General features: G+C 44.4%; 30 protein-coding genes and 1 pseudogene. 5 read left to right on the top strand and 26 right to left on the bottom strand.

Annotated elements, in window-relative coordinates:
- Window positions 1-52: 52 nt before the first annotated feature.
- The 3 genes from tnpB to ACLUXO_RS07575 form a co-directional block, all read right to left on the bottom strand.
- Window positions 53-175 (bottom strand): IS66 family insertion sequence element accessory protein TnpB, encoded by a 123-nt coding sequence (gene tnpB, locus ACLUXO_RS07585; RefSeq protein ID WP_009557504.1) that lies wholly within the window; start codon window positions 173-175, stop codon window positions 53-55.
- Entirely contained in the window at window positions 168-350 is a 183-nt protein-coding gene (locus tag ACLUXO_RS07580) for a hypothetical protein (RefSeq protein ID WP_412137030.1), read from the bottom strand. Before ACLUXO_RS07580 ends, tnpB begins: the two co-directional genes overlap by 8 nt.
- Before the next feature lie 96 nt (window positions 351-446).
- Window positions 447-1,529, bottom strand: coding sequence for a glycosyltransferase family 1 protein (locus ACLUXO_RS07575; protein WP_412137029.1), 1,083 nt, complete (start codon window positions 1,527-1,529; stop codon window positions 447-449).
- Between the two features lie 145 nt (window positions 1,530-1,674).
- On the opposite strand from ACLUXO_RS07575, the pseudogene ACLUXO_RS10505 reads away from it, so the two are divergent.
- Window positions 1,675-1,962, top strand: a pseudogene (locus ACLUXO_RS10505) (IS982 family transposase); the annotation flags it as partial.
- A gap of 21 nt (window positions 1,963-1,983) precedes the next feature.
- Here ACLUXO_RS10505 and ACLUXO_RS07565 read toward each other — a convergent pair.
- The 13 genes from ACLUXO_RS07565 to ACLUXO_RS07505 all read right to left on the bottom strand — a co-directional run bounded on the left by ACLUXO_RS07565 (window position 1,984) and on the right by ACLUXO_RS07505 (window position 13,406).
- Window positions 1,984-3,435 carry a flippase gene (locus ACLUXO_RS07565; RefSeq protein WP_412137028.1) on the bottom strand — a complete coding sequence of 484 codons (1,452 nt, stop codon included), beginning with the start codon at window positions 3,433-3,435 and terminating at the stop codon, window positions 1,984-1,986.
- Between the two features lie 49 nt (window positions 3,436-3,484).
- Window positions 3,485-4,450: a glycosyltransferase family 2 protein gene (locus ACLUXO_RS07560; protein WP_412137027.1), complete on the bottom strand. Its 966-nt coding sequence runs from the start codon at window positions 4,448-4,450 to the stop codon at window positions 3,485-3,487.
- 22 nt (window positions 4,451-4,472) lie between these two features.
- The gene (locus tag ACLUXO_RS07555; protein WP_412137026.1) at window positions 4,473-5,177 is read right to left on the bottom strand and encodes an acyltransferase; all 705 of its coding nucleotides are present in this window, start codon (window positions 5,175-5,177) and stop codon (window positions 4,473-4,475) included.
- A gap of 119 nt (window positions 5,178-5,296) precedes the next feature.
- Entirely contained in the window at window positions 5,297-6,466 is a 1,170-nt protein-coding gene (locus ACLUXO_RS07550; protein WP_412137025.1) for a hypothetical protein, read from the bottom strand.
- A 52-nt stretch (window positions 6,467-6,518) separates the two neighbouring features.
- Entirely contained in the window at window positions 6,519-7,532 is a 1,014-nt protein-coding gene (locus ACLUXO_RS07545; protein WP_412137024.1) for a glycosyltransferase, read from the bottom strand.
- Between the two features lie 90 nt (window positions 7,533-7,622).
- Complete coding sequence (locus ACLUXO_RS07540) at window positions 7,623-8,147, bottom strand: acyltransferase (RefSeq protein ID WP_412137023.1); 525 nt, start codon at window positions 8,145-8,147, stop codon at window positions 7,623-7,625.
- Between the two features lie 37 nt (window positions 8,148-8,184).
- Window positions 8,185-8,682 carry a glycosyltransferase gene (locus tag ACLUXO_RS07535; RefSeq protein WP_412137022.1) on the bottom strand — a complete coding sequence of 166 codons (498 nt, stop codon included), beginning with the start codon at window positions 8,680-8,682 and terminating at the stop codon, window positions 8,185-8,187.
- A gap of 8 nt (window positions 8,683-8,690) precedes the next feature.
- Entirely contained in the window at window positions 8,691-9,140 is a 450-nt protein-coding gene (gene pssD / locus ACLUXO_RS07530) for a PssD/Cps14F family polysaccharide biosynthesis glycosyltransferase (protein ID WP_412137040.1), read from the bottom strand.
- Between the two features lie 63 nt (window positions 9,141-9,203).
- Window positions 9,204-9,869, bottom strand: a complete 666-nt coding sequence (locus tag ACLUXO_RS07525; RefSeq protein WP_412137021.1) for a sugar transferase — start codon at window positions 9,867-9,869, stop codon at window positions 9,204-9,206.
- A 31-nt stretch (window positions 9,870-9,900) separates the two neighbouring features.
- Window positions 9,901-10,677, bottom strand: a complete 777-nt coding sequence (locus ACLUXO_RS07520) for a tyrosine-protein phosphatase (RefSeq protein WP_412137020.1) — start codon at window positions 10,675-10,677, stop codon at window positions 9,901-9,903.
- Between the two features lie 3 nt (window positions 10,678-10,680).
- Entirely contained in the window at window positions 10,681-11,463 is a 783-nt protein-coding gene (locus tag ACLUXO_RS07515) for a CpsD/CapB family tyrosine-protein kinase (protein ID WP_412137019.1), read from the bottom strand.
- A 9-nt stretch (window positions 11,464-11,472) separates the two neighbouring features.
- Window positions 11,473-12,360, bottom strand: a complete 888-nt coding sequence (locus ACLUXO_RS07510) for a YveK family protein (protein ID WP_412137018.1) — start codon at window positions 12,358-12,360, stop codon at window positions 11,473-11,475.
- Window positions 12,360-13,406: an LCP family protein gene (locus ACLUXO_RS07505; RefSeq protein ID WP_412137017.1), complete on the bottom strand. Its 1,047-nt coding sequence runs from the start codon at window positions 13,404-13,406 to the stop codon at window positions 12,360-12,362. The genes ACLUXO_RS07510 and ACLUXO_RS07505 overlap by 1 nt, the downstream gene beginning before the upstream one ends.
- A gap of 329 nt (window positions 13,407-13,735) precedes the next feature.
- Between ACLUXO_RS07505 and hflX the strand changes: the two genes are divergently transcribed.
- Window positions 13,736-15,016 carry a GTPase HflX gene (gene hflX / locus ACLUXO_RS07500; RefSeq protein ID WP_412137015.1) on the top strand — a complete coding sequence of 427 codons (1,281 nt, stop codon included), beginning with the start codon at window positions 13,736-13,738 and terminating at the stop codon, window positions 15,014-15,016.
- Window positions 15,017-15,064: 48 nt separating this feature from the next.
- Here the strand turns inward: hflX and ACLUXO_RS07495 are convergent, their stop codons facing one another.
- Both ACLUXO_RS07495 and ACLUXO_RS07490 read right to left on the bottom strand, forming a co-directional pair.
- Entirely contained in the window at window positions 15,065-15,859 is a 795-nt protein-coding gene (locus ACLUXO_RS07495; protein ID WP_412137014.1) for a C40 family peptidase, read from the bottom strand.
- A 45-nt stretch (window positions 15,860-15,904) separates the two neighbouring features.
- Window positions 15,905-16,663 (bottom strand): C40 family peptidase, encoded by a 759-nt coding sequence (locus ACLUXO_RS07490; RefSeq protein WP_412137013.1) that lies wholly within the window; start codon window positions 16,661-16,663, stop codon window positions 15,905-15,907.
- Window positions 16,664-17,090: 427 nt separating this feature from the next.
- On the opposite strand from ACLUXO_RS07490, the gene ACLUXO_RS07485 reads away from it, so the two are divergent.
- Window positions 17,091-17,270, top strand: a complete 180-nt coding sequence (locus ACLUXO_RS07485) for a hypothetical protein (RefSeq protein ID WP_412137012.1) — start codon at window positions 17,091-17,093, stop codon at window positions 17,268-17,270.
- Window positions 17,271-17,676: 406 nt separating this feature from the next.
- Here the strand turns inward: ACLUXO_RS07485 and ACLUXO_RS07480 are convergent, their stop codons facing one another.
- The 6 genes from ACLUXO_RS07480 to ACLUXO_RS07455 form a co-directional block, all read right to left on the bottom strand.
- Complete coding sequence (locus tag ACLUXO_RS07480; RefSeq protein ID WP_412137011.1) at window positions 17,677-18,390, bottom strand: C40 family peptidase; 714 nt, start codon at window positions 18,388-18,390, stop codon at window positions 17,677-17,679.
- A 156-nt stretch (window positions 18,391-18,546) separates the two neighbouring features.
- A complete protein-coding gene (locus ACLUXO_RS07475; RefSeq protein ID WP_412137010.1) occupies window positions 18,547-19,329 on the bottom strand; it encodes a C40 family peptidase in 783 nt (260 codons plus the stop codon).
- 189 nt (window positions 19,330-19,518) lie between these two features.
- Complete coding sequence (locus tag ACLUXO_RS07470) at window positions 19,519-19,992, bottom strand: C40 family peptidase (RefSeq protein ID WP_412137009.1); 474 nt, start codon at window positions 19,990-19,992, stop codon at window positions 19,519-19,521.
- A 169-nt stretch (window positions 19,993-20,161) separates the two neighbouring features.
- Window positions 20,162-21,208 carry a 2-hydroxyacid dehydrogenase gene (locus ACLUXO_RS07465; protein WP_412137008.1) on the bottom strand — a complete coding sequence of 349 codons (1,047 nt, stop codon included), beginning with the start codon at window positions 21,206-21,208 and terminating at the stop codon, window positions 20,162-20,164.
- Window positions 21,209-21,491: 283 nt separating this feature from the next.
- The gene (locus ACLUXO_RS07460; protein ID WP_412137007.1) at window positions 21,492-21,977 is read right to left on the bottom strand and encodes a C40 family peptidase; all 486 of its coding nucleotides are present in this window, start codon (window positions 21,975-21,977) and stop codon (window positions 21,492-21,494) included.
- Window positions 21,978-22,084: 107 nt separating this feature from the next.
- Complete coding sequence (locus tag ACLUXO_RS07455; RefSeq protein WP_412137006.1) at window positions 22,085-22,627, bottom strand: guanylate kinase; 543 nt, start codon at window positions 22,625-22,627, stop codon at window positions 22,085-22,087.
- Window positions 22,628-22,715: 88 nt separating this feature from the next.
- Here ACLUXO_RS07455 and ACLUXO_RS07450 point away from each other — a divergent pair, with 88 nt between their 5' ends.
- Together ACLUXO_RS07450 and ACLUXO_RS07445 are read left to right on the top strand one after the other, a co-directional pair.
- Window positions 22,716-23,045, top strand: coding sequence for a hypothetical protein (locus ACLUXO_RS07450; protein WP_412137005.1), 330 nt, complete (start codon window positions 22,716-22,718; stop codon window positions 23,043-23,045).
- A gap of 63 nt (window positions 23,046-23,108) precedes the next feature.
- Window positions 23,109-24,647 carry an O-antigen ligase family protein gene (locus ACLUXO_RS07445; RefSeq protein WP_412137004.1) on the top strand — a complete coding sequence of 513 codons (1,539 nt, stop codon included), beginning with the start codon at window positions 23,109-23,111 and terminating at the stop codon, window positions 24,645-24,647.
- A gap of 63 nt (window positions 24,648-24,710) precedes the next feature.
- Here the strand turns inward: ACLUXO_RS07445 and ACLUXO_RS07440 are convergent, their stop codons facing one another.
- Both ACLUXO_RS07440 and ACLUXO_RS07435 read right to left on the bottom strand, forming a co-directional pair.
- Window positions 24,711-25,337, bottom strand: coding sequence for an LVIS_2131 family protein (locus tag ACLUXO_RS07440; RefSeq protein WP_412137003.1), 627 nt, complete (start codon window positions 25,335-25,337; stop codon window positions 24,711-24,713).
- Window positions 25,338-25,339: 2 nt separating this feature from the next.
- A complete protein-coding gene (locus ACLUXO_RS07435) occupies window positions 25,340-25,855 on the bottom strand; it encodes a hypothetical protein (protein ID WP_276212113.1) in 516 nt (171 codons plus the stop codon).
- Between the last annotated feature and the right edge of the window lie 444 nt (window positions 25,856-26,299).

The following is a 26,299-nucleotide window of genomic DNA, read 5'->3' as shown; positions in this document are numbered from 1 at the left end:
GGCATGGTAAATAGGCTTCCAGACGTTGACTTTCTAATACGGGCAAGTTTATTCAGAAAAAAGGATCAAGGTTGAAGCTCTTCTTAACTATGTAAGCAAGCGAATCGATCCCTCGGCGCATGTCGGTCTTACCACAAACAATGAACACGCGCCCCAGTTCTGCCAGATTAATCATGGCTCAAGAACCTATCTACGACTTCGAGCATAAGATCGCTAGTGGCCTCACTGTAAAATGACAGCTCAACCCCATTGGACTTCAGGTTAAGAACAAGCCGGTTCTTTCCGGGCCTATTCTTAGGCCTGATTCTGTCCTTTGGCTGCTCGAGCGGTACGATTGGATGTTCAGTCATAATATCGTGTTCCTCCATATTTAATTGTTAAGAACAGTATATGACTATTGAACAGAGGTCGATAGATACCCCACTGCTGTGGGCTTACCTTACAGGTTACTTATTCAATCTTTCAACGTAAAGATTATACAAGTCATCTGCGTTTTTAATAGCATCATAGCCATGAGCTGCTAGGCGCTTAATGTTGTCTTCTGACTCAGTATCACGTGATGGCAAAGCGATCTGTTGAACCGACTTAATCCAAGTTTTAGGATTCAAAGGAATAAAGTTCAACTTGCCAGTTAGATCAATTTCTCTTGAAACCTTGTCTGACAAGATAATTGGCAGACCATTCGCAGAGGCTTCAACAACTACGAAAGGTTGTCCTTCAAAGCGGGATGGCAAAACAAATATGTCCATGGCTGAAAGATAATCGGGCACATTATGAACTGATCCAGTAAAGATAATACGATCTTGCAAGTTCATATTTTTTGTTTGTTTCTTTACCTGATCAAACAAGCCACCTTGACCCACTAAAACCAATTTATACTTGGCATCCAACTCTTTCATAACTTCAAGTAGAAAGGCTTGATTCTTCTGTTCATTAAAGCCGCCAACATGTCCTAATAAAATATCGCTTTTGCCTATACCTAACTGTTCACGCATCTGTTCTCTAACAGTAGAATTAAAACGATACTTGTCTAAGAAAATACCATTGTCAATAACAATAAAGGTTTTATTGTTAAACAACCATTTTCCAGCCGCTTCATTGCAAGCTACTCGGCAATTTACAAACATATTAAATGGCACATGTAAAAGTTTATGCAGTCTTTCATGTTCGGTAACAGTATTATGACTGTGAGCTATTCTTACTTTCACTCCAGCGAAGAAAGCAGCTGCTAACTCAATTGACATGATATTGCTACTGCCATTAACATGGACTACATCATATTTCTCACGCTTAAGCAATGAGATCAATCTCTTAAAATATTGTTTAGGATTGGAATTGCGATTATGGATCTCAAAGACCTTAATCTTATTTTTTTTAAGGTCATTCTTAATATCTTTTGCAACTTCATTAGGAGCTAAAACATCAACATGAACATCATCTTTCTTAGCTAGTAACTTAGCATTATTAATAATAAACGTTGATATTCCATTGTCACTCAAATTATTTGTACTAACCAATAGGACCTTCATATTTCCTCCCGTTTACTTTTAGCAATTATCTGTCAATTGCAAAATAAATTCTTCAAAGAGATCTTCCGAAGCATTTTAGCTTAGGATCTTCCAGAGAACATAGTTATACCATACTTCGATCTTAGCATGTCTTCCACTGCTAATTTCCCATCCTGAAAAGTGCTATGTCTTGGCTAATGAAGGCTATATTGGCAAGTGGCTATGTACTGTGGGCGCCTTATCGAAAAAATATGAAAGGTGCTAAGCAGAACAACAACAGAGCATTGATGGCAACTCGTCGAACAATCGAGAACATGTTCTCTGTATAAAATACTAAAGAATCGAAAAAATACTTGCAAGAAACAGCGATGATTTCCAACAAACATCAAGATAATCGTATTAACTTACAATCTTAACTACGTCCTACCTTCATGACTTCAGCTTCTTTAACTAGCACCACACGTATCAAATTCCACTATTTAAACCTCATTAGAATGTACTCTAGTACGTCTAGTGCAAATTTATTTTTAGCGCCAAGAAGTATCAAAGCGTACTCTAAACTAGATAGAATAACATCAAATAAAATGATCATTATTGTTGATTTAAATATTGCATTACCACAAATGCAAATTATTACTATAGCCAACGCACCAAAAGTATATGTTAGTATATCCTTCCAGAATTCTTTATCATACAGTCTCTTTATCATATCTTTACTATAATAAATTCCAAGCAACATAGAAATTGCTTCAGACAATGATGTAGTTATTGCAGCAGCATTTTCTTCTAAAGATGGCATTAGCAGTAAATTCAATATCAAGTTAGCTCCAGCACTAATTATTGTAATAATCAGAACCTTATTTTCACGTTTTGCAGGTATTAATACACAACTGGTAAAAATCCAACTAAAAATTGAAAAAATTAGCGCTGGACATAATAAACGTAACGAGCTTACCGCTCTAATGTACTTTGCGCTTGACAGTAGTACTACAATTTGTGGAGCCAGCATAAAAACACCAACAGCTGCTGGAATTGATATCAATGCCAAAACATCTGATATTTGTAGTAAAAGCTTCCGATACTCTCTATATCTTTTTCTCCCCCACAACAACGCAAACCTAGGGATCGTAACAGTTAGCACTGCAGCAATAAGTTCCTTAACAATATTGTACATCTTTGTCGAAACAGAGTAGATACCTACAACATAGTTGTTATTTATCAATCCCAATAAAGTAGTATCTAGACTTAAATATATTGTTGTAGCAACCGATGACGCAAAAATTATTAAGATCGGTTTGAGATGCGCCTTCCAATCTATTTTAAAAGTAAACCTAATCGTACAAAATTTCTTAGCATGTAAATAGTTTAGTACATTTGAGCCTACTGCAGAAAAAACAGTAATTCCAGCATAATTTAAATAATCGCCCTGCTTTCTTACAAAAATAAATAGCATAATTATAGACAATATTTTAAATACTATGCTTCTAACAGTTATGTATGTATACTCTTCAAAGATGCTATATATCCATTCGGTACCTAATGTAGTAAAAACAATCTGAATGCTAAATACATAAATACATACAGAATAACTTTGAACTTTCCGAAATATGAGAATGCACAAAAACAACAGTATATATGAAGCTACAGTAGAAAATATATTGATTGAGAAAACTTGGCTTGCAAAATCGCTAATTTCATTTCGATCATTCCTAAACTTAGCGCCTTCTCTAACTGCATATGTCGCAATTCCCAAACCAGCAATCAACAAAAAGTACGATACAAACGAATTCGACCAATTGTATTTTCCTAGTTCTCCAACACTCAGCACTCTAGAAACATACGGAAATGTAATAATAGGGAATATGATATTTAAAACACTTCGTAATCCGTTTAGAAATGCATTCTTCCCTAATGATTTATTTTTCACGGCTCACTTCTCCCTATTTAATATGCGTTCAAAAATAACATCGCTTCTGTTACTTTCTGATATATCTCAATATTTTCCCAGCTAAACCAATGATATAAAAGAGCCGTTTATTATGTAAAAAAGTTATTACTTCTATTCTATATCTACGATTCAACCTCTTACATTGTTGCTCATGTATACTAATAAACTCGCTTAATTCGGCATATCTATTATCACGGTGATCATAACGGTGTAGATACGCAATTGCAGCTATGACAGCATTCTTAAAACTATCCCCAAAATATTTTTGATAATTTTGTTCAATATAGCAACATAAGTCATAATTTGCTACTGCCGCATCCTTATAATGTTTTTTATCAGTACTAGACGATGCACCACTATTATCTTGACGATATCCATAGAGTGGTTCTGAAATCAATGCGAATTTCTCAGCCTTATCATAAGCGCGAAGACAGAATTCCATATCCTCACACATAGACATTTCCTCTGGAAACCTAATTTCATTGTCTAACAGCAACCTTCTCCTAAAAAGTTTATTCCATGGGAATGATGCATAATTCATATCAAGAAGAGTACCTATAGCGTCCGTTTTGCTAATTTCTTGCTTATGGGCTTTTATTTTTTTAGTAAAAGTATCCTCTTTTCTGAATGATTGATAAGTAAAAATGACTACGTCATCTCTACTTCCTCTTACCTGGTTATATAAAACATCAATAGCGCCAGAAAAAGGTATATCATCACAATCTATAAACCAAATCCAATTACCTACCGCTATGCTTAACCCTATATTTCTAGTTGACGAAACCCCAGTATTTGTCTTGTGAATCACATGAACATTGGAATATTCAGTCGCATATCTATCACAAATCTCACCACTATTATCTGTAGAACCATCATCTACTAAAATCACTTCAAAATTGGAATGATCGTTGCTTTCGACAATAGAATTGAGGCATTTGACCAAGTAATTACTTCTATTATAAACTGGAATGACTATACTAATTAAATCTCTCACTCATATCACCTTTGAGTATTGGCTACTCTTCTTTTAGACAATAATTTAAAAACTCTTGATAGTTTTTAAAGACTGTCTTTTGTGCTTCTAGAGTCCTCTTGCTCATATTATAATTACGCATTAGTTTCATTTTTTTATTAAAAGCAGGCAGATCATCATTATTGCGAAATAAGAAGAAATATTCATCCAGTTCAGATTCAGGCGGTACTTTATTAAACCTCTTCTTGTACTCTAGTACTATTTGTTTTGCCTCTTCAATTTGTTTCTTCTTGCGTTTATCTCTAAACTCCTCTAAAGTCATAATTTTTCTGGCGGGGTTTCCTGCATAGACAGAATCACTATCAACATGTCCACTTACTACAGCATTTGCTCCAATAATAACATTATTACCAATTTGAGTTCCTCCCAAGATAGTAGCCCCCCAACCAATAAAAACATTATCACCAATAATAGTCTTTCGCTGATTACCATATATGTAGCCATACTTACGCTTAAGTACACTCCAACTATAATCATGTGTCAAGATTGTTACAGGTCCAGTAATTTGAACATCATTGCCAATAGTCAACAAATGTGGATTTTGAGTATCAATAGTAGTGTTGAACGGTCTAAAAATTTCTACATTTTCACCTACTGCTATCCCTATGCTTCTTAAATGATCAATATAATCTGCACTACTTGACCTATACCCCATAACTAATTTCTTTACTTTATTAAATATTGACATTTCAATCCTCTTTCTCTATATTTATTACAACCTTTAGCCGGTAAAATAGCAATAGTTTTTTCTATAGATAGTATTGTCATTGGTATATGTATATATTTTTTCTTAAAGTCTAGCAATATCTAGGCGAATAGTTCTTCTGCACTACTATTAAAAGAATTACCAGTATTTGCTAAGAATGCCAGTAGAAATACATTATATTCAATCAAAAAATACTCTCTGCAAATTAGGCTATCAAGACAAACTATTCCTAACGCAATCGATACTGCAATATTTCCCTTTTGCAACTGTTTTTTTACAGTAGCCGTATACATCAACGCTACAAATATCAGCAGGGCAATACCATACTCCATTAAAAATGTATAGTATGATGAATCGATATAAAACCATTTAGACCAATATAATAATATTCTAGTATAGATGTCTTGTCCAAAAATTGTATATCCAAATAGTTTTATACCGATTTCAGTATTAGTTAATCTTGCAGAAGAAAATGTATCAAAGCTATTCAAAGCAGCATACCTATGTGTCATAAACAGATTTTCTATAGCTATAGAAACTAATAAACAGATTTCGAATAGGTATTTCAAGAAGAAGCTTATAATTTTGTTCGAATAGTCAATATCTATATACTTAAGAACTATTAATACTGGTATAAGCAAGTATATTGATCCACTAGCTAATCTAGAATCAGTAAAGAACCAACCAACTGATCCCAAAAATAGATACAATACAATTCTCCACCATATGATGCCCCTTTTTTTAAACCAAAGGACAATATCTGTCAATAAGATATACGTAACTAACTGAACTAAGTCTGTAGCGCTTCTATATCCAAAAGTAATTCTAGTTCTCCCCGAAAATGAACTTCGCTGAATTACTCCATCACCAATAAATCCACAAAAATATGCAATTATCATCACAGATAATACGCTAGCGGCAACATATATAAACGTTTTTAAAATAGATCTAAAATCTACTTCATAAGCACCGAAAATAAATATAACAGAACCTAAAATTTCATATTCTTTATTGCTTTTGACCGACACAATAGCCAAACTAAGCATTATTAAAAATAAAAAATATATTTTTATCCTCGATGTAGACAGTTCTGGGTGTGTAATTACATCGATAATCATCTTCACTGCTAGCAAACCACAACCTAGACATATAATAGAATATCGAATTAGAGGGGATACTGGCAATAATGTTTGTCCACATATCATGCCAGCAATAAATAAGCCATAAGCTGTACAATAAAGATTATTTAGGATTATCTTTTTTTGACTCATATATTACACTCCATGCTTAAAGAATACATGCCGCTTTATCTCTACTAATTCCTCATATCAATTTTTGTTTAGCTACAAATGCTAAAATTTTTGCCTGTTTATTTTTAACTAACATGATAAAAATCTTTTGCTTCCATTCCAACCTATTTACTGGATATTCTGCAATTGCATTTTGTAGTGTTACATCTTCACAAATTTCAGAAATACTTTGACGTACTTCACTAAATGGTCTATCTGTTCCTTGAGAGAAGCATGTTCTGACAGCTACAAAAAGATTCTTAGTCTGCCTCAGCCATGCATCTTTTGCAATCTCTGTTTTTGACGTTTTATCAATCATATACTTATAAAACTTAATGCTTCTTTCATATCTATCAGGTTTATATGTCTGAGATAAGGAAGTTGGGTTATATCGATAGTAATAGCTGGATGAAGTAATAACTTTGACACTTTTAGAATAACGATAGTAGTCTGAATCCCAAACTATGTCTTCTGAAATTAGCTCACGTTCTGAAACAAAGCGTAAGTTGTGTGTCTTAATTAATTTTACGGAATATAAAGCATTCCAGACAGATGGCTTAATTGAATCATGCTCATCCGGGCTACTACCTAACATCCTATTAAATAGATGACTGTACACTTGCCCATTATCTACAACTTCTTCAGGATATGTTTCCGTATAAAGTTCTTTACCCTCATCAGTAACCTTTGTAAAACCACCGATTACCGTATCATTTTTTCCGTCATCTAATCCATCAACTAATCTCTGAATTGCATCTTGCTGAAGATAATCATCACTGTCAACAAACGTTACATACTCACCATTAATCCGTTCTAGTCCATAGTTTCTGGTTAATCCTAAACCAGAATTTGCTTTATGAAAGACATTGATTTCTTTATATTTTTCAGCAAAGTAATCACAAACTTGACCACTAGTATCTTTTGAGCCATCGTCGATCAATACTATCTCAAGATTGTGATATGATTGATTAACTAACGACTCGACACATTGTTGTAAATACTTATCAACATTATAAACTGGCACGATAATTGATACTTGTGGTGACAAGATAAACTCCTTATTCTACTCTGTTCCTAAGCCTGGCTAATATTAATATTATAAAAATAACATTTACAATAAACTATCTTTTCGATATTCTTACAATATTTTTGCCGGAACTCCTGCTACAATGCTATGCGCAGGTACATCCTTAGTAACCACTGCACCTGCTGCAACTATACTACCTTCACCAATATGTACACCTTTAGTAATTACTGAATTGGCACCTATCCACACATAATTATCAATCTTTACTAGAGACGACTTCAATTCACCAGTGACCCCTTTGTCATTCATTACATGGTCATGGTCAACTATAACAACGTTATTGCCAATATCGACACCATCTCCAATTATAATTGCCTTAGCTGCTGTAATTGACACATTGTGGTTGAAGAAGTTATTGTTTCCGATATCAATTTTACCTTTACCAACAGCCTTAATGTATAACGGACCTTGACTCATTAAAAAAGATCCAATACTCAATTTTGTATCCTGCCCTAGATCAAGAATTATCTTGCCTCGTATAGAATTTATTGTATGGAGTTGAACCTTTTTCCTATATTTCACCTTTGTTACAACGAAGAATATCAAAGTTCTAATTCCAAGTAAGATTTTCTTCATTAATTTTTCCTCACATAACTCATTATGGATATTTTAACTACCTCATCAACCCATCAACAATCTTTTCCAGACTCTCATTAAACTTCTTATTATTACTACTTTCACCACTGTTCTTCGTTTTCACAATGATATCATAGTCAGCAATCGTTTTACTAAGATCACCAATGTCGTAAACTGGAATGATGTTATTCATTCTCTCCGCAATCAGCTTGGTAAAATCAACTTGGTGATTATTAACATGTTCATTGAATTCTAACTGTCTCGGCACTACAATCGGCACCTTGCCATACTGCAGAGCTTCTACAAAGCTAGACGGACCACCATGAGTGATGACAATGCGTGCATTCTTAAAGGTATTTTGCATCTCATCAAAGCTCATCATCTTGTGCATCTCACAATGCTTAGCCTCGTAAGTACTAAATCCATACTGAACAACTACTTTTTCCTTAATTTCACCGCTAGCCACCAGTTCGTCAACCTTTTCAATTAGCCGATTAAATGGCTGCTCATGTGTTCCTACAGTTACAAATATCATATGTCCCTCTAGAAGATACTTCCCAAGTTAATTGCTTTAGGATAAACCTGCTTCATTTCTTCCCATTCTACGATAAATTTGTCAGTAATTGGATAAACAAGCTTCCCCGTCACTGTCGGCTTATCATATCGGTCAAATACTTCAATGTATACCAGCTTAGCTCCCATCAATTTCCCAATATAGAAGAATGGTACTGCGACAGCTGCACCGCTAGAAATGATTAGATCCGGTTTTTCTTTACGAAGTACTTTAATCGCTAAGAAAGTATTCTTAATCAAATTCTTAAGATTGCGATTAGTAGGGTAATAGCATGGATACAGCTTCTCGCCTTTAAGCTTGCTCCTAGCATCTTCTTTGTCAAAGGTAACCCAAAAGCGGCTCTTGTTTTGCCAAAATGGCTTCAGCATATACAAATGAGTCAAATGGCCACCACTTGATCCGACCAAACATACTTTGATATTTTCCTTTGTCATTGCTTACTTCCTAATAAAAAAGCGAGGTCTGAAATTCCTCGCAAACTCCTACTCTTCATACATTCCATTTGGGTGAAAGATAACACCGATTGTCTTAAAGATGATCCACAAATCAAAGAGGAGGCTACTCCGATTAATGTACTCGATGTCAAGCTGCACCATTTCCGCAAAGTCAGCTGCATTCCGGCTGGTTGCCTGCCAGAGGCCGCTGCAGCCTGGCTTAACCAGCAGTCTTTGTTTGTCGTAGTCAGTGTACTGGTCAACCTCATTCGGCAAAGGTGGCCGAGGGCCAACCAGCGACATGTTACCAATCAGCACATTCCATAGCTGCGGCAGTTCGTCTAGGCTGTGGGCTCGAATGAATTTGCCAACCTTGGTAATCCGTGGATCATCATGCATTTTAAACATGGCGCCTTCAACTTCATTCTGATCCAAGAGCTTTTTCTTCATCTCCTCAGCATTGACTACCATTGACCGGAACTTGTAAATCCGGAATGGTTTCTCATCCTTGCCGATTCTGATTTGTGAGTAAAAGACCGGACCACCGTCTTCGCCATGGATCTTAATCGCCAGCCACAAGAAGAGCGGAGACAACAGAATCAAAGCAACTAAAGAAGCCAGAAAATCAAACAGGCGCTTAATCCCATGGTAGATAGGGCGGCCCTTGACTTTGGACTGTTTGACATAGGCTGAACTGCTAACTTCCATATCCATCTTTTCCTCTCCTTCATCCAAATTTATACTTTTAAAATAGCCCCAAGAACTTCTTGCGCTTCTTAGGCAATGGCTGCCAATTCAAGTAAACTGGGTCACCATTAATTACTGCTTGGGCGTTATTCAAATACTCTTTCTTCTTTTCTTCACCAAATTCTTTAGCCAGCTTGTCTAAGGCAGCACTTAGCTGATACTGCCGCCGCGGCAAATCATGAGCGTCACTGGCAAAGAAGGCACATTGACCTGCCTTGATAAAGTTGCGGCTGCAATTCTCAATCTCTTTGCCAAACAAGCCAGTATATGAACTAGCTGTAATTTGCACCAGAACGCCCATTTCCAGAAATTCTTGCAACTTCTGTGGGTTGCCTAGAATCTCTTTGTTTCGCTCTGGGTGAACGATAATCGGGGTAATCCCCCGGCTGGTTAGTTCATAAACCATGTTCTTGGTATAATGCGGCACTTCATTGCTTGGCAATTCCAAAAGCATGTAGCGGCCATCTTCATCGCAGAAGAGAATATCATCATTGTCTAGAGCTTCAGTAAGGCCGCCTGACAATCTGACTTCGTGGCCAGGAAAGACTGTAAGCGGAATCCCCGCTTGGTCAATTCGGTCTTGAAACTCTGCTGTCAGTTTAATCACATCTTGCTTATGGTTGGTGTAGCGGCCATTCAATGTGTGTGGAGTACACAAGGCATGTGTCACGCCATCCGCCACAGCCGCTCTGGCCAAATTCAATGACACATCCCAGGACTTTGACCCATCGTCAATGCCTGGCAAGATGTGACAGTGCAAATCAACTACCGGCATAAGTTACTTCTCTCTCCCAAAGAGGCCTTTTTTCTCCTCTTCTTCGCCATAGCCGTAACCATAGCCATAGCCGTAACCATAGCCATAACCGCCATCCCCATCGGCATCAACGTCATTCATAACGTATCCCAAGATTGGTGAGTTGGTCAGCTTCAATAGCTCAATTGCCCGCTTGACTGCGGTTTTTTGTGAATGAGCCTGCCGCACAACCAAGATCGTCCCATCCAAAGCACTAGTCAGTTGCTGGGTTTCAGCCGCGTCCAAGATTGGCGCCAAGTCGATAATGACCATGTCATAGACTTGCTTCAAGTCTTCAATCAAGTCCAACATATGCTTGGATGACAGCAGTTCTGAAGGATTTGGTGGGATTGGACCAGCTGTCAAGATTGACAGGTTCTCCACTCCGCTTTCCCGGATCACGCTCTCCGCATCCATTTCCTTGCCCCGGCTGGTCAACAGGGTCGTCAAACCTTTGCTGTTGGACACATTAAAGGTGGAATGCAAAGTTGGACGACGCAAGTCTGCGTCGATCAGAATCGTCTTCTTGCCAGCTTGAGCCATGGTAACCGATACATTGGCACTGACTGTTGATTTACCGGCACTGGCCATGGCTGAAGTAAAGGCAATTACTTTTACTTCTTTGTCCACGTTCATGAAGTTGATGTTGGTCCGGATATTTCTGAATTGCTCTGAAATAACGCTTTGCGGGTTAGCCAAGGTAATTAGCTTGGCCCCGTTCTTCATCGTTTCACTGTCTAAATGATTTTTTCTGCCAAATAAGCCCATGCTGACCTCCTAAACCCGTCTTCTGGAACTGCCGCGCTTTTCAGCCGTCTTGGCCGTAAAAGTCCAGTCCTTTGGCATCGTGATGCTTGCGATTTCACCCAAGTTAGTCAAGCCAAGTTCGTTAGTCATGAATGAATCTTCACGGACAGTCGTATCTGACAAGTCCTTGATGATGATGATCAACAAGCTGATTACCAAACCAGCCAAAACGCCAACCAAAGTAATCATCTTTACATTTGGATACGACTGGCTTCCCTTAGGCGCTTCCGCCACGATCGTCACGTTGTTAACATCCATGATCTTTGGAATCTGTTCCTTGAATTCCTTGGCAACCGCATTGGCAATTGCTTGTGCCTTGGCTGGAGTTTCAGCCGTAGCTGACAAGGTGAAGACCTGAGAAGAGGTCGTGGTAGTTACTGAAACCGCGCTGGACAATTCACTAGGTGAAATTGAGTAACTCTTGCTTTCACGCTTGTAAACCGCTGGCTTGGCCTTAACAGCCTTCTTAACCAGGGTTCTAGTACCATCATCATTGGTCTTGTAGACAGCCTTCTTGGCTGGAGTTGCCTTCTTAACCAGAGTTACTGGGTTGGCCAGGTACTTGGATGCACCCTTTAAAATAACGTTACTAGTGATAATGTCTTTGTAAGTAGTAACGGCATTAACGTCAGCTTGTTGGTTGGCATAAGCCTGGTTAGCATCCGTTGACTTACGGTTGACCAGGAGCTGAGTGCTAGCTGTGTACTTGGGCACCAGAACATATTCTGAAACCCCATAAGCGATCAAGCCCAGGCCGATCATCCAAATCAAGATGCTAATAATGTGCTTTCTGATTAAGATGAAGAGCCTGCGCAGGTCAATGGTTACTTCTTCATTATTCTGTTGTTCAGCGCTCACTAGTTATCCTCCTTATAAACGTTGACATTCTTAATTCCTAAAGTTTGCCGGATGTTATTGGAAATCCGCTGTCTTTCCTTAGTAGACATGATTTCAACTTCCATGTTGCCGAATCTTTGGTTGTTGACACTGCTGCTCTTCCCTTGAGCGTAATCTGACTTAACATTGTCAGTTGCCCCTTGGTAATTCATAGCGATATTGATCATGTCGTTCATACTCAAGTCGGTCTGCATGCTGTCACCCAAAGATTGCATGAATGAGCTGTTCAAGATGGTCTTATATGACACGCTCTTCTTAATCGCAGCCATCATCACCAACCGTTCACGCTCCTGGCGGCCATAGTCTTGCCGCGGGTCACCGTGGCGGAGCTGAACAAAGGCCAAAGCCTTCTTACCAGAGATGTGGTACATCTGCCCCTTCTTAAAGGAGTAGCCCATATTGTCAAAGGTCAATGGAGAGATGACATCCACCCCGCCCATCTTGGTGATGATCTTCATGGTGCTTTCCCAGTTGACCAGGACATAACCATCAATCGGCACACTGTAGTACTTGTCCAGGGTCTTGATCGTTTCACTGACCCCGCCCAAAGAGTAGGCACTGTTCAGCTTGATCGGTGAAACCTCCGGATAGTCCGGCAGGTTAACCTTGGAGTCCCGGGCAATCGTGGTTACCCGCGTCTGCTTCTTGCTTGGGTTAACCGTGACAAACATCATCAAGTCAGTCAAGCCGTGGTAGTTCTTTACGCTCCGGCCTTCAGCCCCGGTGTCAGTCCCCAGAATCAAGAGGTTTACTGGCTTCTTGGCATCCAGGATCTTGTCTAAGCTGGACCGGTTCTTGTTTGACTTGGTAGACTTTGAAACCGGCGTGTACATCGTCGTTGCTGCATCCCTGGCATTTTTATAAGCATAGCCAATCACTAATAGCACTGCCAGCAGCAAGACCCCAACAATTCCCGCGATCCAGCGGCCAATATGGCGCTTACGGCGGCGGTGGTGATGGTGATGGTGGTGGTGGTGATGAACACGACTTTGATCAGGTTCATTCATAATTATCTTTTCTTACTCTCCTTATATTCCATGCCCATTTTTTATCTCTATTTTTCCTAGAACATAATTGTTCTTGTTGGATAAGCATTGCTACTATCGCATACTCAATCCATGATATTATCCCATTATACAACATGTAACCTTCACAAAAAAGGTTTAAATCGTTTCCAATCCATTTCCATAGATCAAATTTCCTTAACATTTATCTGTTTGAGCAATTTCCGCCCAAATTTAGGCAAATTCAGCGCTTTTTCTTCTCCGCTTCTTTACAATAGATAATAAATAGATGTACAAATTCATCATCTAGCAATATAGAAAGGAAGATATAGATGATCGACAATCAAACTCACTCAGTCAAAGCCTACTTGGCCGGAGTCAACTTAGACGACCCCAACTTTGACTACTCCATGACCGAACTGGCCAATTTAGCAGAAGCCAATAATTTCACCGTTGTCGGCTCCAGCCAGCAGAAGGCGGAAAACATCGTCGCCTCCAGCTACCTGGGCAAGGGCAAGGTGGCTGAAATCAAAGACCTGGCCCAAGGGCTCGGGGCCTCCGTCCTCATCGTCAACGATGAACTGACCCCAGTCCAAATCCGTAACCTGGAACACATGACCAAACTCCGCGTCATCGACCGGACCGAGCTCATCCTGGAAATCTTCTCTTCCCGGGCCCGGACCAAGCAAGCAAAGCTGCAGGTCCAATTAGCGCGCCTGCAGTATGAACTGCCCCGCCTGCACCCGTCTGAAAACAACCTCGACCAGCAGCACGGCAGCGGCGGGTCCACCAGCGGGGGCTTCGCCAACCGCGGGGCCGGGGAATCCAAACTGGAAATGAACCGGCGGACCATCGGCAAACAGATCTCCGCTATCAAACATGAATTAAAGGAAATCTCCGGCCAGGAAGAAATCAAGGCTGCCCGCCGCAACCAAAGTCACCTGCCTAAGGTCGCCCTGGTCGGCTACACCAACGCCGGCAAGTCTACCACCATGAACGGCCTGCTTAAGGCCTTTGGGGCTGGCAATGAAGACAAGCAGGTCATGGCCAAGGACATGCTCTTTGCGACTCTGGACACCTCAGTCCGCCGGATCGACCTGGATGGTTTCTCCTTTATCTTGTCCGACACGGTCGGCTTCGTTTCCAAGCTCCCCCACAAGCTGGTCGACTCTTTCAAGGCGACCCTGCAGGAAGCCAAAGACGCTGATCTCTTGATCAATGTCGTTGACGCCGCTGACCCCAACATGAACCAGATGATCAAGACCACTCTGGAAGTCTTAGACGAAATCGGCGTCAAGGACCTGCCAATGATCACCGCCTACAACAAGGCTGACTTGACAGACCGTAACTACCCGCAGATTGAAGGGGGCGACCTGCTTTACAGCGCGGTTGACCCAGCTTCCATCCAGGCCCTGGCCAAGCTGATCACGACCCGCCTTTTCAGCAATTACCAGATCACTGACCTCCGCCTGCCGCTAACAGCCGGTAAAGACCTGGCCTACCTGCACCAGCACTCCCGGGTCTTAAAGGAAGACTACCAAGCTGACGGAATCGAAGTTTCCGCCCGCCTGTCCCCCCAAGACCGAGCCCGTTTTAGCGCTTACCAAATTTAGACCGCATAAAAAGCCAGACTCTATCACTAGAGCCTGGCTTTCCTATTGCTATAGGACTCTTCTTGCCCGACTAGGCCAGAAGTAGGTGGACAGGCTCGCTTGCACAACACCCTGCTGGTCTCCAGCAGCGGTAACGTATTTACCGTCCCCCACATAAATGGCTACATTATATGGCTTATTCTTGGAACCCCAAAAAAGAAGGTCTCCTTCCGCGAAGCCAGAGCTTGGATCTACCGCGATCCCCTTCTTGACCTGGCTCTTGGTGCTAGAACCTGTGTTGACGCCAGCTGCCTGCTTGTAGACATAGGCAACCAAACTGGCATTGTCAAAGGCATTCGGACCTTTAGAACCCTTGACATAGGCCTTGCCGACCTGCTGCTTGGCTAAAGACACGACCGCCTTAGCCCGGGCCTTGGACCCCATCGGGGCAGACCAAGAAGCTGCCAAACTGGCAGCACTGCGGGCCTTCTTGACCGTCTTCGTCTTCTTAGATTTAGCCTTGGTCTTCTTAACCATCTTGGCCTTCACGGCCTTCTTGGCAGACTTAACCTGGTTAAAGTACTTGGCCATGACCCATTCCTTCTTGCCAATCCGGTACCACAGATTGCCCATGGCGTCAGTTGCCGTCTGGTAGACAAAGTGGCTGCTGCCCTTCTTTAAGTGGGTCGCAACATGCCGCCCCTTCTGGTAGTTGGTCCAGACGGTGACGTATTGTTTGCTGATAACTTTGATCCGCTTGCTGGCGGCCTGGGCCGGCTGCTTGACCGGCTTGACCCCTGTCGCTGAGATCCCTAAGAAAGTCAGCGCTGCAGCAGAAAACTTGATCATATTAGACTTCTTCATGCTCATTTCCTCCCTTACACCGCTAACTCTATTTTAACACGGAAACTAGAGAATCCGCCGGGCCGTTGTTGGCCAGAAGTAACTGCTGATGGTTGCCAAGATGACCCCTTGCTGCTCATCAGCGGCGGAAACATATTGACCATTGCCCACGTAAATTGCAACGTGATATGGCGCTGCCACATCCCCCCAGAAGAGGAGGTCCCCCGGCTGCAGGCTGGCCGTTGATACCGGCACTGCCACGCCTTCCTTAACCTGGGTATAGGTCGTCCGGGAAACGGTCTGCCCGATCGCGGTCTTGTAGACCCATTGGACTAAGCCGGAGCAGTCAAAGCTGCTTGGACCGGTCGCGCCCCAGACATAAGCCTTGCCGACTTGCGCCTTGGCTAAGGTAACTACGGCATTTTGCCGCCAAGATGAACCAACTGGAGCCTGAGAAGAAGCGGCTTGCGTCAATTGACTAGTATTTAAGACCGGGTTAGCCGGTTTCTTGGAAGCAGTCTGCTTGGTCGTCGTCAAGACAACCGTGTACTTGCTGGCAATCCACTTTTTATTCCCAATCTTCAGCCAGACCTTGTGCTTCTTGTCAGTAGCTGAAGCCTTGACTTTCTTGACCGCACCCTTCTTAAGGTACTTGTGGGTCTTCTTGCCCTTCTTATAGTTAGTCCAAACCGGAGCCTTCTTGACTACCTGGACCTTGGACAGGTGACCCTTAACTTGCGCGTTTGCTGGCTGGCCGCCTAGGCCCAGTCCCCCAAAAAAGAGCGCCGCCGCGCCCATAAATTTAATCCATCTTGCATTACCCATATTTTTTCCTCCAGCGGAAGCAAAATTTATACTTAATATTAATGATAAGCGTTCGCCCCCCTGGCCCGCAAGCCCCCTGATGATTACAAAATGATTACAAAAACGGGGAAGGCGCCGTCGCCCTCCCCGCTGGAAATATGCAAGTGTTGAATAATCGTTGCAACTTGTCCTAGTGAATCAAAAAAGCCGTCGTAACGACGACTAAATAAAAAACATTTTTTAATTGGCCGTCACCGGCTCAAGTTCATTCTACTTAGATCGGTAGAAAAATGCAAGCAAAGTTGCTGGCAAATACTAGCACTGCACCAAACACACGTGCTATAATATTTCCGATTGAGCATAACGGTGGCGGCCTCTACGGAGGGAGTGGTGCCTTTGAGCTTTTCATCGGCTTCTTCCTATCATTACGGAAAGGAGCCACCGTAAAATGAGCCTGCTGGCTCACTTAATCTGGATGGTGGGCGGATTGAAACTGCTTGTGGACATGACCAATTTGCTCTTGAAGAGCTGTGTCGCCACGGTAAAGACTCTCTGCCTGCTAATCGACTGGGTGGATGTTCTTCGCAAGAAATTGCGAGAACAAAAAAGCCGTCGTAACGACGGCTAATTAGATAAAAAACTTTTTAATTAATTGGCCGTCACCGGCTCAATCAATGAAAGGATGGGTGTTCCAGCACCTGTCCTTTTTCTATTGCCTATTTTACGCAGTTTGGCGGAAAATAGCAAGCAAAGTTGCTGGCAATCAAAAAAGCCGTCGTAACGACGACTAACTAAAAAGCATTTTTAATTGGCCGTCACCGGCTCAATCAATGAAAGGATAGGTGTTCCAGCACCTGTCCTTTTTCTATTACCTATTTTACGCAGTTTGGCGGAAAATAGCAAGCAAAGTTGCTGGCAATCAAAAAAGCCGTCGCAAGGACGACTAATTCAAACGTGTAAACTTTTAATTGGCCGTCACCGGCTCAAGTTCATTCTACTTAGACCGGTAGAAAAATGCAAGAACAGAACACGGCTTAAATAACTCTCCGCGCGCTGGATGGGTAAAAAGCACTGGAGCGGTTCGTGCTAACAGTAGACTTGATTACCCCAACCGTCGGGCTGGAAGCATGGACAAACTTGCCGCCGCCCACGTAAATCCCTACGTGGTGCGGAGCTGACTTAGAGCCAAAGAAGAGCAAATCCCCCTTGGCCAGCTTCTTGGTTGAAACTGCCTTGCCGTAGTAGAGCTGGCTGACTGAGTAGTGCGGCAATGACAAGCCAGTTGTCTTCTTGTACACGTACATGGTCAAGCCTGAGCAGTCAAAGCTGTAAGGGCCAGTTGCTCCCCAAACGTAAGCCTTGCCGACTTGCGCGTTAGCCAAAGCAACTACCTTCTTTTGCTTAGCCGTCTTAGTAGCCTTAGCCTTAATTGAAGCGTACTTCTTAGTCGTGACCGTGTTGGTGCCCAGAATCCACTTATTGTCCTTGATCCGGTACCAGGTCCGGCCCTTATACTGGGCTTGACCCGTAGCCGTGAACTTGTAGCCGGACTTAACCTGGCCAAGCAATTGCTTGCCGGCCCCGTAAGTGGTCCAGGTGTTGACCTTATTGCCCTTGTTATAGGCTACCCGGGTCTTCTTCACGATCGTAATATTGCTGTCCTGGCTGTCAGTTGCCGCGTAGGCCGGCTGTGCCCCGCCCAGCCAAGCTGCCAATAACAAAAGTACTAAACTGAATTTCCGCTTCATCTTTCTTTTTTCCGCTCCTAAATTGAATTCGCTTTTTCTAGTGTAAGCAAGTTATGTTACAGAAAGGTTACAGAAAAAATACAATTGTTTTTTAATAGCAAAAGGCAAAAGAAATAGGACGCCAGCTGGCGTCCTATATAAAAGGATATTTCTCGCTTAAATCAAGCGCTTGGCGGTTGATGGCCAGAAGTAGTAGCTCAGGCTCTGCTTGATCACGCCCTGGCTTGGAGTAGCCGCGTGAACAAACTTGCCGCCGCCCACGTAAATCCCCACGTGGTACGGTGAAGACTTGGAACCCCAGAAAAGCAGGTCCCCCTTCTTCAAAGTTGCGGTAGACACAGCAATCGCCTTGCCTTGGTGCACTTGCGTGTAAGTGGTCCGGGTAATGTACTTGCCCAGAGCATGGCTGTAAACGTAGCTGGTCAAGCCGGAGCAATCAAAGCTGTAAGGACCAGTAGCGCCCCAAACGTAAGGCTTGCCCACTTGGGCCTTGGCCAAGGCAACAACCTTGTTTTGCTTGGTCTTCTTGCTCTTAGATAGCTTCTTGGCCTTAGCAGCCTTCTTAGCTGCCTGGGCAGCGGCCCGCTTAGCAGCTGCTGCCTTCTTGGCCCAGGCTTTAGGACTCAAAGTGTAAGAAGCCAGAATCCATTCGTTGTCGGCAATCTTGTACCAGGTCTGCTTCTTGTACTTAACTTCGCCGATCACCGTCAAAGTGGTCCCGTGCTTGAAGCTGATGCCAGTGTCGTTGGCCGCGCCAAGCTTAACCTTGTAATTCTTCCAGGCCTTAACGCTGTAGCCAGACACGTAGTTGACTACAACCTGCTTGTTAACAGCCTTAACAGTAGCTGCCTGGGCTGCCGGAGCTTGGACGCTGGCGGCAACAGGTGCGACCAGGGCCAGGGCCATTAAAACTTTGACTAATAAACTCTTGAACTTCAAAACTTAGATATCCTTTTCTATTCTGATTTTTTTACGCAAGATCCATAATAGGTTACCAATGTTACAGGAATGTTACAAAAAGAATACTAGATTGTTAAAATTAAGTCCAATCTAAAAAGGCCAGCGCTTTTTGCCGCGCTGACCTTCTTTTTTATCGTTATTATCGTAATTTCAGCAGGTAATGATAAATTAGATAACCCGCTTGGCAGTTGATGGCCAGAAGTAAGAGCTCAAGTACTGCTTGCGGACCCCTTGGCTTGGAGTAGCCGCGTGCACGTACTGGCCGCCGCCCACGTAAATCCCCACGTGGTATGGAGAGGACTTGGAGCCCCAGAAGAGTAGGTCACCCTTCTTCAGCTTGGCAGTTGAAACCTTAACGGTCTTGCCCTTCTTTACCTGGGTGTAAGTGGTCCGGGTAATGGACTTGCCGATGGCGTGGCTGTAAACGTAGCTAGTCAAACCGGAGCAGTCAAAACTGGAAGGACCGGTAGCACCGTAAACGTAACGCTTGCCGACTTGCTTCTTAGCCAACTTAACCACCTTGTTCCGCTTGGTCGTCACGCTTGCTGCCTGGGCTTGGTGGCTGTTTGCCTGCACAGCGATTGGCACAACCAGGGCCAGGGCTAAGGTTAATTTTGCTAAGATCTGCTTAAACTGCTTCATTACGTTGTAACTCTCTTTCTCTTTTCTCGATGCTTATATCATAGCCGATGAGTGTTACAGGAAATTTACAGACCGTTTGCAGTTCCTTTAATAAGCCTTTGCAGTTTTTTAACATCCTGCAATTTTTCCGTAAAAAAAGGCCCCGGCACAGAGCCAGAACCTTAATTCATTAAGCCCGCAGCTTCTCAGATGCGGAAGTGGAGCTTTCCGGTGCAGCCACGACTTCATTGCGGGCATCAACTGCCCCCTCAGTGGCCATGTTATGGAAATTGTTAAATGACAAGGAGATCATGTCTTCCAGGGCTGGTTCAGTAAAGGAGCCCATGTGCGGAGTCAAAAGCACCCGCGGGTAAAGGTCCATCAAGGACTGGACTTCCTGGTCCGGCACGTCGCTTTCACAATCAAAATTGTGGCCCATGATCTTCTTTTCATTGGAGACCACGTCAGCGCCGTAGCCAGACAGGTGCTTGCTGGAGACAGCGGCGGCGATGGCGGCTTCATCGGCCAGTTCGCCCCGGGCCGTGTTGACCAAGACTGCCCCTTCCTTCATCTTAGCGATGAATTCAGCGTTCATCAGCTTGTCGTTCTTGCCTGGGAAGTATGGCACGTGAACGGAAACGATGTCACAAGTTGCCAGCAGTTCGTCTTCTGTTACAAAAGTGCAGTATTGCTTGGCGAAGTCAGATGGGAATGGGTCATAGGCATAAACTTCAGCGCCCAGAGCCTGCCACATCTTGCCTTCAACTGCCCCGATCTTGCCGGCCCCGTAGATGCCGACCTTCAAACGGTTGAATTCCGTAGCGAAGTAGTCTGGATGCATCCCAAAGTCCTGTTCATGGACATGATGGGCAGCTTCACCAACGTGTCTTGACAGGGTCAAACCCAGGGTAAAGGCCAGGTTGGCTACCGCGTATGGGGAGTAGTTTGGCACCCGGGCAACGGAGATCCCCAAGTCCTTAGCGGCTTCCAGGTCGAAGTGGTCCACGCCGACTGACCGGGTGAAGACCCAGGAGATCCCGTAGTTCTTGAACTGCTCCAGGTTGGTCCGGTCACAGAGGCAGTTGCCCCGGACCAGGACGGCGTCGCAGTCTGCTGCTTGTACTACATTTTCCCGGTTCAAGTATTCAGGAATGAGCTTCAAGTCGTAGTTATACTTGTTCATTTTTTCAAAATAACTTCTTTCCAGCGGCCTAACGCCGTAACATGCAATTCTCATCTTGAATACCTTCTTTTCTAGGACTTCACTTTATTTCTTTCAATAATTTCTCCTATTTTATTTAATTCCTTTCTCATTTACAACCCTTTCCTTCAACTTCTTAACTATTTAATTTTCTCCCGCCTTTCCAGGCCAGGTAAGGGCTGACAGACTTTTCTTTCCGTAAATCCTTCCCTTAAAAGTCCAGCTTTTGCTTTTAATCTGCAGGCCAAAAAGGCAAAGAAAAACGCCCCTGAGGCGGGTGCCTCAAAGACGCTGATTTGATCATTTTGAAGTTTGCTAATTAGATAACCCGCTTGGCAGTTGATGGCCAGAAGTAGGAGCTCAGGTATTGCTTACGGACACCCTGGCTTGGCGTAGCGGCGTGCACGTATTGGCCGCCCCCAACGTAGATACCCACGTGGTATGGGGAAGACTTGGAACCCCAGAAAAGCAGGTCGCCCTTCTTCAAGCTGGCAGTTGAAACCCGGACAGTCTTGCCTTGGTAAACCTGGCTGTAAGTAGTCCGGCTCAAGTACTTGCCAACAGCGTGGCTGTAAACGTAGCTGGTCAAACCTGAGCAGTCAAAGGCGTTAGGACCGGTTGCCCCGTAAACGTAACGCTTGCCGACTTGCTTCTTGGCCAGGGAAACGACCTTGTTGCGCTGGCTGGTCTTAGAAGCAGCTTGGACAGTGTTGTTTTGAGTGTTAACAGTATTTACGGCAACGAAACCGGCGAAGGCCAGGGATACGGCTGCTAAAACTTTGGCTAATGACTTCTTGAACTTCAAAATGATTTACTTCCTTTTCTTAACTTGATGTTTAACATCTTACAGGAGAAATATTTCAATTCTGTTTCAAAAAGGTCACGCCTTTTTTACAATCTATGAAAAAAAGCTTAATTTTGCAATTTTCTTACCAAACTGTCCAAGCTGGCATAGGTCGCTTGCAGGTCGTCATTGACCAGGACATGGGCGCATTTTGCCAAATCTGCCGGCAATTCGTTCAACTCGCTGCCGGCCAGCCGCTTCTTGATCTGGTCACTTGCGTCCCCCCGGTCAGCCATTCTTTGCGCCAAGGTATCTAGGCTACAGGTCACATAAAGGAAGTAAACCTGGTCACCTAATGCTTCCAAGTAGGACCGGGCCCCCTTGATGTCCACGATCAAGCTGACCAGGTCGCTCTTCTCCCAGGCTCTTTCCAGCCCTTCTTTACTGGACCCGTACTGGTAGTCCCCATATTTGACATGTTCAAAGAAGTGCAGCTGGGCAAAAGAAGCATCGTCTTCAAAATAATAAGCTGACCCGCTTTCCCCAGGCCGCTTTGGCCGGGTGGTGTGGGTAATCACCCGGGGAATCTGGTAGCGGTCGGTCAGGTATTCAGATATAGTCGTCTTGCCCGCCCCGCTGGGACCGGCAATCAAGATAATTTTTTTAGCCAAAAGGGATCTCCTAACTTGAAAATTTTCGCCTTATACTATATCATAGCCTAGTTGAAATTTTAACCATTTGCGAATTAAGGAGATTGCCATGAAGAAAGCCGATGTTGAATTAGGTGCCGTCGTTAACGCCAAGTCAGAAGAAGAACTGAAGAAGCAGTTCCAAGGCACGGTGGAAAAGATCTATGAAAACTCCGCCCTCCTGGCCATCACTTCCTTTGACGACGTTGACGCTACTGCCGTCAGCGACCTCAACTACAAGCTGGTCGTCAACTTCAAGAACATGAAGCCGGCCCGGGCAGCCAAGAAGGCCAAGGCCCTCTCCACCAACAACGTGACCATCGAAAAGGTGGCCCCGACCATGAAGGCTGACGACAAGGACAAGAAGGAAAAGAAGGCTCCGGCCAAGAAGAGCAAGTAAGAGAACTCCGCGGTTATCCCGCGGAGTTTTTTGTTAAGATAGTAGAGAAAGCGAGTTGACAATATGAAAGAAAAAACTAAAAGCCTGCTCTACTGGTTCATCCTCCTCCAGCCCTTCCTAGATTTGGACTTCTTCTACCGGGGGAAGCTGGCCACCATCCTGCCCTTCACCATCCCGACCATCATCCGGATCGCCGGAGTAGTTGTCCTGGTGGGCCTGCTTGTCTGGGGGCAAAAGCAGCTGCCTCCGGCCTGGCTCTGGGCCTACCTGGCCCTCTTGACCCTCTACGGGATCTTCCACCTCTGGCACATGCAGAACTTCAAGAGCCTCAGCCCGAACGATTACGGCTACTCGAATTTCGGGGAGATTTTTTACCTCTTCAGAATGCTCCTGCCCCTGGCCTTGATCTGGGTGACCAAGAAGCTGGAAATCAGCCAGGACTTCTTGTTAAAAGCCTTCGCCTGGGTCAGCGGCCTCTTCACCGGCACCATCGTCTTGAGCAACCTCTTCGTGGTCTCTTTGAAGTCCTACGAAACCGGGGTGATCTCCGGCAACATCTTCACCTGGTTCATGGGGCCGCTTTACGGCTACTCCCACAGTGCCTCCAAGGGCTTCTTCTACTTTACCAACACCTTGAGCGCCATCCTCTTGATGCTGGCCCCGGTCGTCTTCTACCTGCTTCTTGAGCGCTTCTCCTGGCAGACCGGCCTTTTGGCCCTCAGCCAGACTTTGGCCATGCTGGAAGTCGGTACGAAAGTCGCCCTCTACGGCTTAGCCGGGACCCTGGCCGTCAGTTTGCTTGCCTGGCTGATCCACCTGCTTTTCTTAAAAAACGTCAAGTTCTCTAAAGGCGGCCTGGTCACCCTCTTGGCCTTAGCAGGGATCACCGGGATCTGCTGGCCGGTCTCCCCGGCTGTCCAGCGCTACAAGTATGAGATCTACTGGGCAAACAGCCACGACTCTAAGATCGACCAGGAAAACGCGCTCTTAAAGGCGGGCCTGGCCAAGTACAAGAATGACCCGGACAAGCTGCAGGAGTTTGAGAAGGACTTTTTGGCCAAATATTACCAGAAGTACGCCTTAAACAAGCGCTTCATTACCAAGTCCTACCCATATAAGTACGACCCGCAGTTCTGGATCGACCTGCTTAAAGAGCCGGCCAACGTCCGTTTAGCCAACCGCAAGGTCGAAGAGGCCATGCTTAAGCAAGTGGTCAAGTATGACAATGATCCTTTGGACAAGTGGCTGGGGATCGGTTATATGCGGCAGACCAACATCTTTAACCTGGAGCGGGACTTCACGGCCCAGTACTACTCTCTGGGGCTAGTCGGCGCCTTCCTTTACCTGGCCTTTTACCCAGCCATCATCCTTTACGGGGCCTTTGCGTGGCTGAAGGAAAAAGCCTGCCGGACCTTCTACTTAACCAGTTTGCTGATCGCCAGCGCACTGCTGCTGGGGGCCAGCTACATGTCCGGCAATGTCCTGGACTTCCCGACCTCTAACCTGCTTTTAGCCTTCCTCGACGGCGGCCTCCTGGCTTATATCAAGGAAGAAAAAGGCCGAAGCAAAGGACTCCGAATCGTCAGATTTGAGAAAAAGTAATAGCAAACTATAGAAAAAAATCGTCTTCTTTAATTAGAAGGCGATTTTTACTTTGTTTAATTCTTATTTGCTTTCCTTGTCAATAAAGGAACTGTCCGGCACCCGGATCAGGTAGAAGCGCTTGGCCCGGCGGCCAGCATGGAGGCCGATCCCGTTAGCCGCGGTGTTCTTGTACTCGGCCGTGTAGATGGCCACGTAGGCCTGCTGGTAGCGGGAATCTTCCTTCTTCAGCTCCTTGCGGCTGAATGGCAGAGCAGAGGCCGTCACGTTGATCGGGTCCTTTTCATAAGAGACCGTAGCCAGGTGGCTGGGCACGGTATACTTTTTCCCCTTCAGGTAAAAAATATACTGCTGGCTTAAATCCCGGTTCTTGGTGGACTTGACCTGGACATAGTAGCTCTGGCTGGCGCTAGGCTGCAGGACCAGGGGCTTGTAGGTCACGGACGAAGCAATCCGGGAAGTATCCGTCAAGTTCGGGTCGTCAAAGAGGCTGACGGCTAAGAGCCAGCCGACCAAAAAGCAGAAGCTGGCGACTTCCAACAGGCTGATCAGGAAGTTGCCCCATTCAAATTTATGCTGGCGCTGGATGATCATCTTCAGCCGCCGGTGCCGGATATTTTGTACGATAAAGACCAGGTAAACGATGGCTCCCACCCAGAGGGCCACTCCCAGTACGTTCCAGCTCCACATAATTATTCCTCTTTCTTCGTCTTGGCCTTGGCTTCTTTAGCCGCTTCCTTGGCGGCTGCTTCGCCTTCCTTGACCTGCTTGATCTTCTCGCTCATGGCATCAGCCAGGCGGTCGGCTGCCCCTTCAACATCGGCTACTAATTCGTCGCCATCCATGAAGAGGTCGATCCGGAAGTGGGAAGCGTTTAGGTATTCGCTGGCCGTTTCAAAGTAAACCTTGACCGGCTGGGCTTCTTCTTCGTCAAAGAAGTTGATCAGCTTCTTGTAGTTGGCCAGGGGCAGGTTGATGATGTTGGTTTCCAGGGCAAAAGTGATGGGGTTCTTCCCTTCCAAAACCAGCTGGACCTGCATGAGCCGGTCTTTATTCAAGGCCGTGGCCACTTCCTGGACCATGGTCAAGGCGTGTTCACGCAGCTTCTTCTTGCTCCGGGAGACTTCGGAATATTTAATGGTCTCCATGTCAGACAGGTAAGTCTGCTCTTCGATTGCTTTAGTTAAGTCTTTCAGGTTGATCTGCATTTTTTGTCACCGTCCAATTATATCTGTATCTACATTAACCAAAAAAGTCCCCGGGTGCAAGCGAAAAAAAGAGCCGGCCAGGGGGCCGGTTCTCATTAGGATTAATAGGAAATGTAGGTTGTCACCAGCACTCGACTGATTTATAACCTCCGGAGCGGCGAAAACATGGGGAAAACACCGCCGCTCCGGGAAATAGAGCCTGCCGCGCGGCAAGTTCTCTATTACTCTGCTATTTTACCATGTAAGAGAAAATTCGGTCAAATTGTGTCATTTGACATAATTTAGCCAAGTGTCTGCTTTAACAGCCTTAATATCTAGACCAACCTTTTTCATGCAATGCTTGAGCATTACAAATGCTCCCTTGATCTATGTTAGGTCAGATCAAGCAAACTAGAGGACGACTTTACAGCCCGTCAACCGAGGTTCTATGCACAGACACCAAAT

Origin of the sequence: Lactobacillus delbrueckii subsp. bulgaricus (assembly GCF_046938665.1) — a bacterium.
GTDB lineage: Bacteria > Bacillota > Bacilli > Lactobacillales > Lactobacillaceae > Lactobacillus > Lactobacillus delbrueckii_C.
The sequence above is the reverse complement of the archived record's forward strand: the minus strand, read 5'-3'. Positions and strand labels throughout refer to the sequence as shown.

Excerpts from the sequence above, each read along its gene's own strand:
- ACLUXO_RS07495 (WP_412137014.1), bottom strand. The coding sequence starts at position 15,859 with ATGAAGAAGTCTAATATGATCAAGTTTTCTGCTGCAGCGCTGACTTTC.
- ACLUXO_RS07490 (WP_412137013.1), bottom strand. The coding sequence starts at position 16,663 with ATGGGTAATGCAAGATGGATTAAATTTATGGGCGCGGCGGCGCTCTTT.
- ACLUXO_RS07580 (WP_412137030.1), bottom strand. The coding sequence starts at position 350 with ATGACTGAACATCCAATCGTACCGCTCGAGCAGCCAAAGGACAGAATC.
- ACLUXO_RS07450 (WP_412137005.1), top strand. The coding sequence starts at position 22,716 with ATGAAGAAAGCCGATGTTGAATTAGGTGCCGTCGTTAACGCCAAGTCA.
- ACLUXO_RS07515 (WP_412137019.1), bottom strand. The coding sequence starts at position 11,463 with ATGGGCTTATTTGGCAGAAAAAATCATTTAGACAGTGAAACGATGAAG.
- ACLUXO_RS07480 (WP_412137011.1), bottom strand. The coding sequence starts at position 18,390 with ATGAAGCGGAAATTCAGTTTAGTACTTTTGTTATTGGCAGCTTGGCTG.
- ACLUXO_RS07445 (WP_412137004.1), top strand. The coding sequence starts at position 23,109 with ATGAAAGAAAAAACTAAAAGCCTGCTCTACTGGTTCATCCTCCTCCAG.
- ACLUXO_RS07470 (WP_412137009.1), bottom strand. The coding sequence starts at position 19,992 with ATGAAGCAGTTTAAGCAGATCTTAGCAAAATTAACCTTAGCCCTGGCC.
- ACLUXO_RS07555 (WP_412137026.1), bottom strand. The coding sequence starts at position 5,177 with ATGTCAATATTTAATAAAGTAAAGAAATTAGTTATGGGGTATAGGTCA.
- ACLUXO_RS07525 (WP_412137021.1), bottom strand. The coding sequence starts at position 9,869 with ATGGATATGGAAGTTAGCAGTTCAGCCTATGTCAAACAGTCCAAAGTC.
- ACLUXO_RS07465 (WP_412137008.1), bottom strand. The coding sequence starts at position 21,208 with ATGAGAATTGCATGTTACGGCGTTAGGCCGCTGGAAAGAAGTTATTTT.
- ACLUXO_RS07550 (WP_412137025.1), bottom strand. The coding sequence starts at position 6,466 with ATGAGTCAAAAAAAGATAATCCTAAATAATCTTTATTGTACAGCTTAT.
- ACLUXO_RS07535 (WP_412137022.1), bottom strand. The coding sequence starts at position 8,682 with ATGATATTTGTAACTGTAGGAACACATGAGCAGCCATTTAATCGGCTA.
- ACLUXO_RS07485 (WP_412137012.1), top strand. The coding sequence starts at position 17,091 with ATGAGCCTGCTGGCTCACTTAATCTGGATGGTGGGCGGATTGAAACTG.
- ACLUXO_RS07575 (WP_412137029.1), bottom strand. The coding sequence starts at position 1,529 with ATGAAGGTCCTATTGGTTAGTACAAATAATTTGAGTGACAATGGAATA.
- ACLUXO_RS07440 (WP_412137003.1), bottom strand. The coding sequence starts at position 25,337 with ATGTGGAGCTGGAACGTACTGGGAGTGGCCCTCTGGGTGGGAGCCATC.
- ACLUXO_RS07520 (WP_412137020.1), bottom strand. The coding sequence starts at position 10,677 with ATGCCGGTAGTTGATTTGCACTGTCACATCTTGCCAGGCATTGACGAT.
- tnpB (WP_009557504.1), bottom strand. The coding sequence starts at position 175 with ATGATTAATCTGGCAGAACTGGGGCGCGTGTTCATTGTTTGTGGTAAG.
- ACLUXO_RS07540 (WP_412137023.1), bottom strand. The coding sequence starts at position 8,147 with ATGAAGAAAATCTTACTTGGAATTAGAACTTTGATATTCTTCGTTGTA.
- hflX (WP_412137015.1), top strand. The coding sequence starts at position 13,736 with ATGATCGACAATCAAACTCACTCAGTCAAAGCCTACTTGGCCGGAGTC.
- ACLUXO_RS07435 (WP_276212113.1), bottom strand. The coding sequence starts at position 25,855 with ATGCAGATCAACCTGAAAGACTTAACTAAAGCAATCGAAGAGCAGACT.
- ACLUXO_RS07505 (WP_412137017.1), bottom strand. The coding sequence starts at position 13,406 with ATGAATGAACCTGATCAAAGTCGTGTTCATCACCACCACCACCATCAC.